This is a genomic window from Allofournierella massiliensis (assembly GCF_964241245.1).
GTDB lineage: Bacteria > Bacillota > Clostridia > Oscillospirales > Ruminococcaceae > Allofournierella > Allofournierella massiliensis.
Genome location: NZ_CAXSWZ010000029.1, coordinates 25,464 through 39,522 on the forward strand (window position 1 = coordinate 25,464; position 14,059 = coordinate 39,522).

Genomic DNA, 14,059 nt, shown 5'->3' on the forward strand with positions numbered 1-14,059 from the left:
TACACAAAAGGCCGCCATAGTGTTGTATACTATGACGGTCTTTTTGCCGGGGATTATTCTTTCACGCCGCCCAGCGTGATGCCGGCGATAATGTATTTGGACAGCAGCAGATAAACCACAATGATCGGAACGATCGCCACCATAATCATCATATAAATCTTGCCCATGTCAAAATTCATATAGTCAGCGCCGCGCAATGTGGCAATCAGGATGGGAACGGTCATCTTGTCCTTCGACTGAATAATCAGGGCAGGAACAAAGTAGTTATTCCAGGAGCCCACAAAGGTAAAGATAGCCTGCACCGCTACCGCAGGTTTCATAATCGGCAGCACAATGCGGTTGAAGGTCATAAATTCGCCGGAACCATCGATCCGCGCCGCTTCCACCAACGAAAGCGGCAGTGAGGATTCCAGGTAGCTGTACATAAAATAGAACACAGCCGGAGACGCCACCGAAGGCAGGATGAGCGGCAGCAGCGAATCATACAGCCCAATGTTTGTCATCAAGCGCAAGAAGCCCATGGCTGTGACCTGTGTGGGCATTACCAGAATCGCCATAATAAATGTAAACGCAACTTTTTTCAGCTTAAACTGATAGGCATACAGTCCATAAGCAGTAAGCGCCGAAAAATAAGTACACAATGCCGCCGTACAGGTGGAGACGATCAGGCTGTTCAGGATTCCCCGGAACATGGGGAAGCTCCCGTCATTCGCCACACTTTTCAAATTTTCCAGAAAATAGTTGCCGGGCAGCCAGCTGAACCCTTTCTGCAAATCTGCATGAGAGCGAGTGGCGTTGACGATTAAGATGTAAAAGAAGAACAGGCACAGAAAGGACAGCACGATCAAAATAAAGTAAGCGAGGATCGTTTCGCCCAAATTACCTTTTTTATGTTTCATGCTTTGCTGCCTCCTTTTGCTTTCTTGGCGGCCCGCGCCGTGCCTGTTTTATCCTTGCCGTTCGTCATGCGATAGACAAAGAAGCACAGAACGCCGCTGACGATAAACAGATAGACCGAAAGCGCACCAGCCATACCATAGTTACGGCTCTTCAAATGGCTGTTCAGGAACATGATCAGTGTCATGGAGGTGCGGTTCGGATTGCCCTGACCATTAGTAAGAATCTGCGGCACATCGAACATCTGCAATCCACCGATGATGGAGGTAATCAGTGTGTACGCCAGAATCGGGCGGATCAGCGGCAAGGTGATATAGAAAAAGCGCTTTACACTGCCGCAGCCATCCAACTCGCAAGCCTCAAAAATGTCCGGGCTGATGCTCATTATGGCAGCCATCAGCATAATGGTCGTGTTGCCAAACCACATGAGGAAGTTCATCAAGCCGATCAGCGAACGGGTACCGAACGCAGTGCCCATAAAGTCGATCGGTTCAGAAATCATTCCCACAGACAGCAAAATCGAATTGATGGGGCCATTGGTGGAAAACAGCGCAAAGAAAAGCATGGCAAATGCCGACGCCATAATCAGATTCGGCAGATAAATTAGAATTTTAAACACCTGCATTCCGCGAATCTTAATGCGGATATCTGTAAACCAATTGGCCAGCAACAACGCAATGACAATCTGAGGCACAAAACCAATGAGCCACAGAATCAGGGTATTTCCAGCATAGCCGATCATATCGGATTGAAGCAGTGCAGTATAATTCTCCAGCCCAACAAACGTGGGGCCTACCTCTTTGATGCCGGAACGATAATACTCATAAAAGCTGTAGCGAACTGTATCCACCAGCGGAATTAATGAAAAGATGAAAAATGCTGCAAAGAACGGAAGGATAAACAAATAGCCCCATTTGGCATAGCTGAGATGATTATTTTTCTTTTTCATAGTTCACCGTTCCTTTTCGGGAAAATGCTGCCGCACTGTATTATCAGTGCGGCAGCCATTTTCAATTTGGGATTACCAGTAGCTATATTACTCCGCCCACTGGATCTCGGTAACGTCAGGATAACGCTCCCGGATCGCGGTCTCAAAGTTTGCTTTTGCCTGGTCGTAATCCACATTACCCTGGAAATAATCGCTGAATGCATTCTGAATCAACTCAACGCAGCCCTGATCGTAGGAAGAGAGCGGCGCGATCTTGATGTTCTCCGCCACAGGAGCGAAATACTCATAAGGGTTCTGGCCGCCCAGGAACTCAGAAGCAAAGGATGCGTCCGTGGCAGCTTCCTGCATACCGCTGACAGTGTTGGTGAAATCCATGTAATCGCGGGAGATCTTGATCAGATTATCCTTATTGGCAGTCAAGGACAGGATGATGTCCTTTACATGCTCCGGGTTGTCAGTGCCGGTGGCCGCATGAATGTAGGAACCACCCCAGTTGTATTCCTGCGGGGGATTTGTTACGCCCCACACACCATCTTCACCATCCCAGTTGGGATTCAAGGTAAAGTCTATACCCCAGGCAGGCAGCAGGAATGCGAACACCTTCGAGGAGGAGCTCATGGATTTGTTCCAGTCATCGTTCCACTGACCCTTAACGGTCTTGTCAAAGTATCCTGCATCCAGCCATTCCTTGGAATCATTGATCCAGTTCATGATCTGCGGATCTACCTTAACCGTAGTCTCACCAGCAGCCACCCAGGGAGCGGAGATGCTGTTGCCATACAGTCGGAAGGTATCCGCATAGGAGGCAAACGTAAAGTAACCCTTCGCCTTCAGTTCTTCTGCAGTTCCCTTCAAAGTATCCCAGTCCTTAACCTTTTCGCCTACTGCTACGGGATCATCAGTACCGAAAACATCCTTGGCAATATCGCGGCGATACACCAACAGGCCCGGGCAGCACTGCCAGGTAGAACCGCGCTGTACGCCATTCTGGTCCGAAGCAGTGGTCTTGGTAAACTCATACTGGTCAGCCAAATCAGTTGCAGGATCAATGCCCAGATCCTCCAGAGGCATAGCTACATCTGCATCCGCATCGGTGTATTTGAACACATAATCGGTTTCAGAAAGGAAAATATCCACCTTATCATCGTTTGCAGCCGATGCCTGATTCAGCAGTGCCTCGTCCAGCTTCTGCTGATATACGCCATCCTGATTGGGATTGATGATCCAGTGGATCTCCGTTCCATCCTTGAGCTTGGTAACAGTACCATCAGAAGAAGTACTTTCTACTTCCGGGTAGATGGCCTCCAGACGGGTACGGAATTCATCGTTCCAGCTATAGATATTGATGACCGCACCTTCCGCCGAAGTACCGTCGCTTACAGTACTGCCGGATGCACCTGCTCCGGCGCCGCAACCGGTCAGCACACTGGCACCAACTACAGTTGCTGCCAGCAGAGAAACTACTCTTTTGTTCATGCTAAAAACCTCCTATTTTTTTGATACCCCTGCGTGGAGTACCGAATCCGTTATCGTACTATTATTATACCGTCCTGCTCTTATCCAATATATTATAATCAAACAAATAATATCAAATTCATGACTAGATTTTGTCCATTATGCATTTCCAAATCTTATCTCCCACTTTTCTTCCTCAGCTTCAGCCACTCTGATTTCATTGCTACCACTCTAGTTTCATAGTATAATAAAATAAAATATTCTATATTAACTTCCGACCTAGTTTTCTGCACCGGACAGATTTAACCATCCTCCCAGCACAAAAAGGGGGCAATTATGAGCTATCAGAAGGAGTGGCTTCTTTTGGAAGCCAATGACGAGATCGATGAAATGGAACACCGAAACCCCAGTGAGGAATATCAGTTTTATCATGCCGTTGCCAGCGGCAATGTAGATTATGTGCGCCGCAACTGCGAATCGGGCCGTTTCAGCCAGGAGGAAGGGGTAGGGCAGCTGTCTCGCGACCCCGTACTCAACCTGAAATATCACCTCGTCATAACCACCGCTATGATCACCCGGCTTTGTGTTCAAAGCGGCATGGAGCTGGAGCAGGCTTTTCGACTCAGCGATTTCTATATTCAAAAGCTGGACGATCTTCACTCCGTGAATGCGGTTTGTCAGCTGCACGATGATATGGTGATGGATTTCACCAAAAAGATGCGTAAGCATCTGCGCAACGACACCAATTCCAAGCATATCAACGCGGGCAAAGAATACATTTACGCTCACATCAAAGAGCGCATCACCATTGAAGACCTGGCCGACGAACTGGGGGTTTCTCCCAGCTATCTTTCCCGCCTTTTTAAAAAAGAAACCGGAACTTCCGTCAGCGGATATATTCGCCAACAGAAAATCAACATGGCCAAAAATCTGCTGCGCTTCAGCGACAGCTCCATGATCGACATTGCCAACCAGCTGGCGTTTTCCTCCCAAAGCCATTTTATCCAGCAATTCCGCGAAGTTACCGGAATGACTCCCAAAAAATATCGGGATGTAAGCCGCTTGAACCCCTGGGAGGATTAACACTTTTGATAACTGCAAAAATCCCGCCGGGCTGACCGCCCGGCGGGATTTTTTATCCTATCCGCTTAAAGAACCAGCAGGATCTCATTCTCTGCAGTCAGCAGCTTCTCCGGAATGTAATTGGAATCAAGCTCCTGCCCGTTGACACGCAAAGCGGCAAAGCCGGATTCTTTCCCATTCGGATTTTCCACACGGATATGCAGCTTCCGACCGCGGAAGTCCTTCTCCATTGTAAACGACTTCCACTGCTTCGGCACCGCAGGTGCCAGGCGCAGGCCATTCAGATCCGGCCGAAGGCCCAGAATTCCTTCCACACAGCCAACCATCACCGTGGAAGCGGTACCCGTCAGCCAATGCACTTGCGAACGTCCGAAATGCTTGCTGGCAGGCCCTTCCGTAAACTGACCATAGCAATAAGGCTCCAAGCGACGGATCTCTGCCCGGTCATTTTGCGCCGCCGGCGCATTTTCCGTGAAATAACGGAACGCACGTTCTCCGTGCCCGAGCAGAGCCTCCGCCAAGATCAGCCAGCCCTGCGACTGCGAGAAGATGCCCGCGTTCTCTTTTGTTCCAGGGTTATAAATGACCGCCAACGCACCATCAAAAGCATGTGCATGATAAGGCGGATCCATCAGAACCGCTCCGTATGGAGTATTCAGTCGATCGAACACCTTACGCATTGCTTCATCCGCCTGTTCCTCACTAGCCAGCCCACTGATTACCGCCCAGCTCTGGGGGTTCAGCCACAGGTTCGCCTCCGGGTCCTGAGCAGCACCGATGCGTTCACCTTCTTCTGTAAAGCCACGAATGAAGCGGTCACCATCCCAGCACAGCGCCTGAATTTTTTTGCCCGCTTCCTCCAGTTCATTTTCCAGCCAACGGCAATCCTCTTGCTGCCCACGATCCTCCGCAAAACATTTCAGAATACGCAACGCATAGTAGAACTGCAGCGCCACAAAAGTGGATTCACCGTTTGCCCCCAATCGCAAGCAATCGTTCCAGTCCGCATACAATCCGGCCGGCAGACCGTGAGGCCCCAGATGAGCCAGGGAAAACTGAACCGCACGCTTCAGATGCTCGTACACAGTGCCTTCATCTCGATTTGCAAAAGGGATCACCTGATCCAGAAATTCCTTGTCGCCAGTTTCCGCCACATACTTGTATACCGTGGGGAACAGCCACAGCGCGTCGTCCGCACGATAGGCAGGATGCCCGGTCTCTGCCACATACGAAGCATCGTCCGGGGTATCTTCATGTCCAGGATTATGGGTAAACTTCACCAGCGGCAGCCCGCCGCCGTTATCCACCTGGGCAGACAGCATGAAGCGGATCTTCTCGCGTGCCATCTCCGGTTCCAGATGAATAATCCCCTGAATATCCTGCACGGTGTCCCGATATCCGTAACCATTGCGCAGGCCGCAGTAAATGAAGGAAGCCGCACGAGACCACACAAATGTAATAAAGCAGTTATAGGCATTCCATGTGTTGATCATCGTGTTGAAGGCCGGGTCCGGTGTATCGACCCGAAGATGGTCCAGGCGACCATACCATTCCTCCTTCAGCTCTTTCAGCTCTTTCTCGCAGCGCTCCGCAGCATTCCGGTAGCCCTGCAGCAGCTCTGCCGCCTTTGCAGAGGTCTTCATCCCCAACAGGAAGGCGATCGTGCGGCTTTCACCAGGTTCCAGTTCCACAACGCAGGAAAGCGCCCCACAGGAATTTTCATTGTAGCTGAGCACATTTCCCAGGTCTCCGGCTGCAACCCCATTCGGGTTCCCATAGGTGTGATAACGCCCAAGGAACGCATCCTTATCTCCACAGTAGGAAGCGACCTGAGCGCCCGCCAAACCAAAAAAGCGCTCGGTAACGGTCTTTCCGTCCACCATCTCATCGGCCGCCTGTGCATCCAGATTGCCATGGATCTGCTGCATGATCCGATCGGTGTCAAACAAGGTCCGGCTGATAAACAGTGAGTACTGCAGGTTAACCTGATCCTGTTCATAATTGCTGTGGTTGGTGAACTCCGCATAGCCGGTCAGCGTCAGCTCCCGCCGTTCCGCCGAGCGATTGGTCACCGTCAGCTCCCACACCTCATGCGCACTGTCCTTCGGCACATAGTACACCGCCTCTGACTGAATCCCGCTGTATTCGGCCAGCATCCGGGTGTAGCCCATGCCATGGCGGCACTCGCAGCGGTATTCCTTCAGGTCTTTGCCCACAGGCTGCCACGAAGCAGACCAGAAATCCCCGCTGGCGTTATCTCGCAGATAGAGATAACGGCCCGGCTGATCAAACTGGTTGAACACATACCGCAGGATCCGCCCGTTTGCGCCGGATTTTGCAAAGCTGTAGCCACCCGCATTATTGGAAACGATCGCACCGTATTCCGGAGACCCAAGGTAGTTTACCCAGGGTGCAGGCGTATCCGGCCGCTGCACTACATATTCCCGCTGCAAATCATCAAAATATCCATACTTCATCTGAAATCCCATCCTTCGTTTTTAAACAAGTTTCACATCGATCACGCCGCCTGCTGCTCCAAGCCGTTCGATCTGTTCCCGGGGCACCACGATCCTTCCCTGCATATCCTGCGTCAACATCTGTTCGCCGCAACACGCCGAAGCGATCCCATACTCGCCGTATTCCTTGCCCTCCGCATTGTGATAACGAATTGTCAAGGGGCATCCTGCGAACTGCAGGCTCACCTGCGCTGTACCGTTCTGGTCAAACTGCTCAGCGGTCAATCTCGGCTCCAGAAGCAGATTACCCTCCTGGCCTCTTACGCCAAACACCTGGGTGATCATCGTCAGCATGAACCAGCTGGCCGCACCAGTCAGATAGTTGTACATTCCCCGGCCATCTGCAGAAAAATATTCGGGAATGCCCGGATAAATCCGGCTGCTTTCAAAGTGAAGCGCTGCATCCGCCAGAGCTTTGAGAACCTTCCAGCCCTCTTTTGCAAAACCGCGGCGATAAAGCGCATTCGCATACATAACCGCCATATGCGAAAAAACAGCCCCGTTCTCCTTCTCGCCATACGCAAATCCAAACATACGCCCCAAATTAAATTTCAGCTCGTTAAAATCTGTGTTCAGCCGGTATCCGCCGATCTCAGGACGATAGAGGTAATGATCTGCACTCCGGGTGATCTGCTTGATCTGCCCGTCGTCTGCAACCTTTCCCATGATCGCAAACACCTGACCAGTGAGCATCATGCGGACCCCCGAGGGGAAGATCCCCTCCACAGCCTGTCCGTCGTTGTCGTAGTAGCTGTTAAACCAGCCCTCTTCTCCATGATCGATCCATTCCTGCCGGCGCAAATGCTCCGTCAGCCAATCTGCGCGCCGCTGCAGATCTTCCGCCAGATCGGATAGCTTGACCCGCATTCTCTGTCCGCTCACCGTGAACCGACAGCGATCCAGATAATCTTTCAGCCGCTCCTGCTTGCTCTGAATATCGTCATAATCCTGCTTCTCTCCGCCCAGCAGGATCGCCAGCTCCTCCAGCAATTCAATCTCACGCCCAGGGCATGCTTTATCCATTGTCTGAATCATTTCCGCCAGCTCGCGCAGATTCCCCGCATACGCACAGGTAAACGCAACGCTCTCGCCCCGTTCCGCCGCCATATCCAGTGCGTCGTTCCAGTCCGCACCGCGCAAACGGTACAGATTATGCTCGCCCACATCATAAAATGCAGTCAGTTGCTCCACCAGCAGATGCTCCAGAATTGTCCCTTGGTAGATCTCGCCCGCTGCTGTACGTTGCCAATTGCCCTCATCCGGGGTCCATGTATCATCGATTCCATTCCCACGCATCGCCTGAGGGTCCTTGAAATAGGGGGCTACACGTTCCAGTATCCCGCTGCCGCCGGTTTGGTCAATATACAACTTTGTGGTCATCTGAGGCCACAGCGCATGGTCCATCCATACTCGGGCAATACCGTTGCGGTCTGCAATAAAATTACCATCGCCCGCACCGATGATCGTAGCATTCGTACCATCCACACGAACACCACCGTAATTGGCTTCGATCATCTGCCCTACCTGACCGGGTTCCATCAGCAAAAGTGACAAACAGTCCTGCCACAGGTCGCGCCAGCCCCGGCCGCCGCGGCCATAATCGTGATGCGGCAAAAACGAACAGCCAAATAGCCGCCGCAGATAGGGCTGGAAACAGATCCACTTCATCAGCCGGTCTCTGTCAGCATTATTGGTAGAAAAGGCCACATTAACCTTTTGCTTCCAGTAGCGCTTCGTCTGCTCAAGCACTTGATCGATTTTTGCAACGGAATTATACCGGGTGAAAATCGCATCAACATCTGCACTACTATCTTCTACCCCAAGAAGCAGCACAAACCGGCAGCTTTCCCCAGGAGCCAGCTCGATTGCAGGGAAGCGGAAAGCGCCCATCGCCTCGCGTCCTGCACGGGAAGTGCCCGCGGGAACGCCCAGATAGGCCTCGCATACAGCACGGGGACGGGTAAAAGTTCCGCCTTCTCCGATGAATTCCTCAACCGTGGGATAGAACGCTTCCGGCTTCTGACCATTCTCCTGATATCCCAACACATAATAGACCTTATGATTCGGTCTGTGGCCCCGTTCATCAAACGACATCGTCGGGCAAACCAGAACACCATGCTCTGTTGTGTGGATTCGATGAAGCATCGACGTCACATTCCTGTGGTCCCGAAGATTGTCCGCACTGCGCCCATACAATGGAATCGCAGCATACGGAACATACCGGCGAGTCTTCTCCGTATAGTTCTTTACCGTCACCGACAGAATCTCCACATTATCCTGTACCGGCACAAAGCTGGTCATCTTTGCATGAACGCCTATACTACATACCGTACGCTCCAGCGTATGCCACATCAGACCTGCCGTCAGTCGGCTGCTATCCTGATTCGGCGTAAACCGAGTTGCCTGCTGCATTGCTGAAGCTCCTGTCAGAGAAACCGCAACACCGTCGGAATCAACCATCCAAAAATTCCGTGTGGAACGGTTATTATGCAGATTTTCGACGCTAACCGGTTCCAGTAAAAAAGTTTCCTGGCACAGCTTTGCATCACCGCCCAAATCTGGCGACACACAACTTTTCAGACCGGTCTCCGATGCCAACGGAAAATATAGCTGACTGATTTCCTCCGGGCACTCCATTACAAAGCTGGCATCTTCATCAATAAAACATGGACGTTGCAAAGCCATTCCTCCTTGTTTGTTTATTGTTTTTAGTTTGGCTGCTGCGACAATACCGGTCTTTCTTCTTTAACCTTTTTCATCGCACCTTATGTGCATATCATCATAACCAAATTTTTAAACAGAATAAACAACAAAAAGGTCAAAAATGTCAAATCCGTGACATTCAGAAGGTTACTTTTTGAAACAACGCATCACTTTAATTTTCGCTAAAATAAAAATCCGAACTGATTTCTGTAAAGAAACAGTTCGGATTTTTCCTAGAAAGCAGCACACACAACTCTGATCATCCCATGCTATTATCCACATATAGCGAACTATAGCTAGTAGCTGTGCCAGCTAAAATATATTAACTTTATATGTTCATCTCATCGAATCACTATTTCTCCACAACCGACCCGTTGTTCCTCTCCACTTCTTCACCGGCTCCACGCGGCCACAGTCATCGCAGGAATAGGGCCACTGGAGCTTCCATTCAAAATACTCGTCCCGCGTAATGATCTTATCCCGCAATTCCTGCTGACGGATCGCCCACTCCCTGAGCGCATCATTCACAATGACATGATTGAACCACAGCATGGTGGGTTCCCGCGGCATCCAGTCATCATTATCTGTGTATTCGATCTCATATCCCATCACAGAATTATATTTCTTGTCATTCCGCTTGGCCGTTGCCAGCGTTAAGATCGACGGCGACTCCACGTCTGCCCAGAAAAGCATTTCAATCATCACCGTCGAACTGCCTTCATTCTCTGAATCCAGGGCATACACGCAAACATCCAGCACCTCTGCCATTCGCAGAATCAGATCCCGCTTGGGAACCCGATAACCCGTCTCATATTGCGCAATTCGCGTCTGAGGATCGCCTTTTAGCCCCAGGGCAATACCCAATTCTTTTTGTGTCATTCCGCGAAAAGAGCGAATCCTGCGTATTTTTTCTCCAATGTTCACGTCTTATCCCCCTTCTCTCGTTGTCTCTCTTCTATTCTATTGCATATTGCCCCATTCCGCAACAGAAAATTAACATTTAAGTGAATCTCTCCCTATTGACATTATCTTTTTCGTTAATTATACTCTACATTGTAATTAACTTTTTTGATAATGAAAGGAGATTCAATCATGCGTACGCAGAAAACTTTTGCCGAATTGCGGTGCCGGATGATCCGGGAGAACATCAACCAGAAGGAGCTGGCTGAAATTGCCGGTATTGCGGATGCCACCATGACAGATCGAATGGCTGGGCGCAGCTTCTTCCGTGTGAATGAAATCAATCGAATGGCCGCTCGCCTGAGCATTCAGGAATCGGACTACTACTGGTACTTCTTTGCCCAGGAGAACTATCCCAGCCGCACTCCTGGCCGTGCCTGTTCCAAATGAGGAGTACTGCAATGCAAACGAAAAAAGTAGAGGCCCGGTGGGAACCGGGCCGAAAGCGCTGGCGGGTAAACGCACAGCGGAATGGGGAACGAAAAACCTTCTACAGTACCGTTCCCGGCTTGCGAGGGAAAAAGGAAGCCGAACGGAAAGCTGACAGCTGGAAACGAAGCGCCGGCCTTTCCTATGAAAATTGTGATCCCCTGGTATCGGAATTGTGGGACAGTTTCCTTTTGTACCTGCAGGAAGAAAAACGTGTTGGCACCAGTACACTGGAGCAAACCCGAAAGTTCGGCAGGAACTATATCCTGCCTGTCTGCGGGAACCTGAAAATTTCCCGTCTGAACGAAGGACATCTGCAGCGGGTCCTGAATCTCTCCGCACAAAAAGGATGTTTACAGCCACATCCCACACGCCCGCCCAAGGGTCCACTCAGTCTGAAAACGCTCCGAGGCCTTCGCAACACCGAGCAACAATTCGTCAAGTGGTGCCGCATCAACGACTTTACCGATCTGGTTCTGGAAGGTCTGGAGGTGCGTACCTGCGCTGAGAAGCAGGAAAAGGAAATTCTTCAACCGGAAGAGCTTCAAACCCTTTTTCGTGTGGATACACGTCTTGTGCGTGGTGAGCGTGTTTTTGATGATCAGATTTATGCCTATCGATTTGCAGTGGTCACCGGGCTGCGCCCCGGCGAACTGATGGGCCTTCATATCGGCGATATTGACGGCGATAAGCTTCATATTCAGCGGGCCATCAATCGCTACGGAGAAAAGACAAAGGGCAAAAATCAGAATGCGCGCCGCACCTTTGGTCTCAATACATTCGCCCGAATCCTCATCGATCAGCAGCTGTCCCTGCTCCATTCCCTGGGCATGCCCACAACGCCTGACAGCCCTCTATTTCCCGCTTTGAATCAACAGAGCCGCTATCATCAATGGAAGTCCTACGCACGTTCAAACGGCATTACAGCCATCAGCTGCTACGAAATGCGCCACACCTTTATTTCCCTGGCACAAAACCTTCGTGAGGGTGATCTGCGCCGATTGTGCGGTCAATCTGCCAGCATGGACACGCGCGGCGTATACGCGCACAAACTCACCGATGACGACTCCCGTATTGCAAATGAAGTTGATCAGATTCTGGGGCGCTATCTGACGCCATGAAGGATTCCACCGGAAGTGTGGTCCAAAACGTGGTCCAGAAAGCAAAAAGCCTTGCAGAATCGAGATTCTGCAAGGCTTTTTGTTGGTGGGAGCGGGTGGATTCGAACCACCGAAGCAAAAATGCAACAGATTTACAGTCTGCCCCCATTGGCCGCTCGGGAACACTCCCACATATCAGTTATTCAGTTTTGCCTCATCGCTGAGTGCTTGATTATTATACCAAGCGTTTTCAGAAAAATCAACCCCTTTTTGAAAAAAATTTTTTCTTTTTTTCGAGCCTCTTCCCTCAGCTTTCCGCTTCGGTCTATTCACCACGCTACTTTTATGCTATACTAGATAAATAGGGTTTTGCCCCCGCCCCGGCGGCGGCCCCCATCCCACGCAAAGGAGGCATACCACAATGGCCGAAATTTCCGAATACTCCCGGGTTACCCCCGCCATCGAACGGCTGGCACAGGTCTGCCTGGCCAACAGCCAGATCAACCGGGACGACTACCTCCGCTACAACGTCAAGCGCGGCCTGCGCGATCTGGACGGTACCGGCGTGCTGGCCGGGCTCACCGAGATCAGCGAGATCATCAGCAGCAAAACGGTGAATGGCGAACAGCAGCCCTGCCCGGGCGAGCTGTATTACCGGGGCTACTCCATCCAGGAGCTGACCGACGGCTTCCTTTCCGACGGCCGCTTCGGGTTTGAGGAGACCGCCTATCTGCTCATGTTCGGCCAGCTGCCGGATGCCGCCCAGCTGGAGCAGTTCAACCGCCAGCTGGCCTTTTATCGCAGCCTGCCCACCAACTTTGTGCGGGATGTGATTCTGAAGGCCCCCAGCCCGGACATGATGAACACCCTGGCCCGCTGTGTGCTCACCATGGCCAGCTACGACGAGCGGCCGGACGACATCAGCCTGCCCAACGTGATCCGTCAGTGCATCGACATGATCGCCATCTTCCCGCTGATCGCGGTCTACGGCTACCAGGCCTATAATTACTATTTAAATGGCAAGAGTCTTTACATCCACACCCCCCGGCCTGAGCTTTCCACCGCAGAGAACATTCTCACCCTTCTCCGGCCGGACGGCCAGTACACCCCGCTGGAGGCCCGGATTCTGGATCTGTGCCTGGTGCTGCACGCCGAACACGGCGGCGGCAACAACTCCACCTTCACCACCCATGTGGTCACCAGCTCCGGCACCGATACCTACAGCTGCATGGCAGCGGCGCTGGCCAGCCTGAAGGGCCCCCGCCACGGCGGTGCAAACATCAAGGTGGTGCGCATGTTCGAGGACATGGAGGCAAACCTCACCGACTGGGAGGACGAGGATGCCATCAAGGACTATCTGGCCGGTCTGCTGGCAGGCGAGCGGTTCGACAAAAGCGGCCTGATCTATGGCATGGGGCACGCGGTCTATTCGGTCAGCGATCCCCGCGCCCAGATTCTGCGCAGCTTTGTGGAGCGGCTGAGCGACGAAAAGGGCCTGCACAGGGAATATGCGCTGTATGCGGCCGTGGAGCGGCTGGCGCCGCAGGTCATTGCGGAGAAGCGCCGCATCTACAAGGGCGTTTCCGCCAACGTGGACTTTTACAGCGGCTTTGTGTACCGGATGCTGGGCCTGCCCACCGAGCTGTTCACCCCGCTGTTTGCCATGGGCCGTGTGGCGGGCTGGAGCGCCCACCGCATGGAGGAGCTGATCAACATGGGCAAGATCATCCGCCCGGCCTACATGGCGGTGCAGCCCCGCCGGGAATACATTCCGCTGGAAAACCGCCGTTAAAGACGGCCATCCGCCTGATGAGCGGTTTTACGTTTGCGCATGAAAAAAGCCTGCCTCGGCAAATGCCGAAGCAGGCTCAGCTTGTAGAAAAACCTGCTGTGACAATCAAGCCAGAGCAGGTTTTTTGCATGAAAAGTAAAAGAACAGAGAAAAAGGAAGAAGATTTCCTCTCCAT

10 protein-coding genes and 1 tRNA gene are annotated in these 14,059 nt (G+C 51.8%); 4 read left to right on the plus strand and 7 right to left on the minus strand.

The window, feature by feature from the left end; genetic code table 11:
* Positions 1–53: 53 nt before the first annotated feature.
* From ACESYO_RS13450 to ACESYO_RS13460, 3 genes are all read right to left on the minus strand, one after another.
* Positions 54–899: a carbohydrate ABC transporter permease gene (locus tag ACESYO_RS13450; protein ID WP_058963917.1), complete on the minus strand. Its 846-nt coding sequence runs from the start codon at positions 897–899 to the stop codon at positions 54–56.
* Positions 896–1,846 carry a carbohydrate ABC transporter permease gene (locus ACESYO_RS13455; RefSeq protein WP_373210428.1) on the minus strand — a complete coding sequence of 317 codons (951 nt, stop codon included), beginning with the start codon at positions 1,844–1,846 and terminating at the stop codon, positions 896–898. Before ACESYO_RS13455 ends, ACESYO_RS13450 begins: the two co-directional genes overlap by 4 nt.
* A gap of 87 nt (positions 1,847–1,933) precedes the next feature.
* A complete protein-coding gene (locus ACESYO_RS13460) occupies positions 1,934–3,322 on the minus strand; it encodes a carbohydrate ABC transporter substrate-binding protein (RefSeq protein WP_373210427.1) in 1,389 nt (462 codons plus the stop codon).
* Between the two features lie 315 nt (positions 3,323–3,637).
* On the opposite strand from ACESYO_RS13460, the gene ACESYO_RS13465 reads away from it, so the two are divergent.
* A complete protein-coding gene (locus tag ACESYO_RS13465) occupies positions 3,638–4,384 on the plus strand; it encodes an AraC family transcriptional regulator (protein WP_087182848.1) in 747 nt (248 codons plus the stop codon).
* Positions 4,385–4,449: 65 nt separating this feature from the next.
* On the opposite strand, the gene ACESYO_RS13470 is transcribed toward ACESYO_RS13465, so the two are convergent.
* The 3 genes from ACESYO_RS13470 to ACESYO_RS13480 form a co-directional block, all read right to left on the minus strand.
* Positions 4,450–6,861: a GH36-type glycosyl hydrolase domain-containing protein gene (locus tag ACESYO_RS13470; RefSeq protein WP_373210424.1), complete on the minus strand. Its 2,412-nt coding sequence runs from the start codon at positions 6,859–6,861 to the stop codon at positions 4,450–4,452.
* Between the two features lie 21 nt (positions 6,862–6,882).
* Complete coding sequence (locus tag ACESYO_RS13475) at positions 6,883–9,585, minus strand: GH36-type glycosyl hydrolase domain-containing protein (RefSeq protein ID WP_373210422.1); 2,703 nt, start codon at positions 9,583–9,585, stop codon at positions 6,883–6,885.
* 354 nt (positions 9,586–9,939) lie between these two features.
* Entirely contained in the window at positions 9,940–10,527 is a 588-nt protein-coding gene (locus ACESYO_RS13480; RefSeq protein ID WP_087182845.1) for a helix-turn-helix domain-containing protein, read from the minus strand.
* Positions 10,528–10,695: 168 nt separating this feature from the next.
* On the opposite strand from ACESYO_RS13480, the gene ACESYO_RS13485 reads away from it, so the two are divergent.
* Together ACESYO_RS13485 and ACESYO_RS13490 are read left to right on the plus strand one after the other, a co-directional pair.
* Positions 10,696–10,953: a helix-turn-helix domain-containing protein gene (locus tag ACESYO_RS13485; RefSeq protein ID WP_373210421.1), complete on the plus strand. Its 258-nt coding sequence runs from the start codon at positions 10,696–10,698 to the stop codon at positions 10,951–10,953.
* Between the two features lie 11 nt (positions 10,954–10,964).
* Positions 10,965–12,113, plus strand: a complete 1,149-nt coding sequence (locus ACESYO_RS13490; RefSeq protein WP_162613437.1) for a tyrosine-type recombinase/integrase — start codon at positions 10,965–10,967, stop codon at positions 12,111–12,113.
* A gap of 83 nt (positions 12,114–12,196) precedes the next feature.
* Here the strand turns inward: ACESYO_RS13490 and ACESYO_RS13495 are convergent.
* Positions 12,197–12,282 (minus strand) — tRNA-Tyr (locus ACESYO_RS13495).
* A gap of 231 nt (positions 12,283–12,513) precedes the next feature.
* Between ACESYO_RS13495 and ACESYO_RS13500 the strand changes: the two genes are divergently transcribed.
* Positions 12,514–13,884 carry a citrate/2-methylcitrate synthase gene (locus ACESYO_RS13500; protein WP_283129498.1) on the plus strand — a complete coding sequence of 457 codons (1,371 nt, stop codon included), beginning with the start codon at positions 12,514–12,516 and terminating at the stop codon, positions 13,882–13,884.
* The last annotated feature ends 175 nt before the right edge of the window (positions 13,885–14,059 follow it).

Excerpts from the sequence above, each read along its gene's own strand:
- ACESYO_RS13450 (WP_058963917.1), bottom strand. The coding sequence starts at position 899 with ATGAAACATAAAAAAGGTAATTTGGGCGAAACGATCCTCGCTTACTTT.
- ACESYO_RS13475 (WP_373210422.1), bottom strand. The coding sequence starts at position 9,585 with ATGGCTTTGCAACGTCCATGTTTTATTGATGAAGATGCCAGCTTTGTA.
- ACESYO_RS13455 (WP_373210428.1), bottom strand. The coding sequence starts at position 1,846 with ATGAAAAAGAAAAATAATCATCTCAGCTATGCCAAATGGGGCTATTTG.
- ACESYO_RS13465 (WP_087182848.1), top strand. The coding sequence starts at position 3,638 with ATGAGCTATCAGAAGGAGTGGCTTCTTTTGGAAGCCAATGACGAGATC.
- ACESYO_RS13490 (WP_162613437.1), top strand. The coding sequence starts at position 10,965 with ATGCAAACGAAAAAAGTAGAGGCCCGGTGGGAACCGGGCCGAAAGCGC.
- ACESYO_RS13485 (WP_373210421.1), top strand. The coding sequence starts at position 10,696 with ATGCGTACGCAGAAAACTTTTGCCGAATTGCGGTGCCGGATGATCCGG.
- ACESYO_RS13460 (WP_373210427.1), bottom strand. The coding sequence starts at position 3,322 with ATGAACAAAAGAGTAGTTTCTCTGCTGGCAGCAACTGTAGTTGGTGCC.
- ACESYO_RS13470 (WP_373210424.1), bottom strand. The coding sequence starts at position 6,861 with ATGAAGTATGGATATTTTGATGATTTGCAGCGGGAATATGTAGTGCAG.
- ACESYO_RS13500 (WP_283129498.1), top strand. The coding sequence starts at position 12,514 with ATGGCCGAAATTTCCGAATACTCCCGGGTTACCCCCGCCATCGAACGG.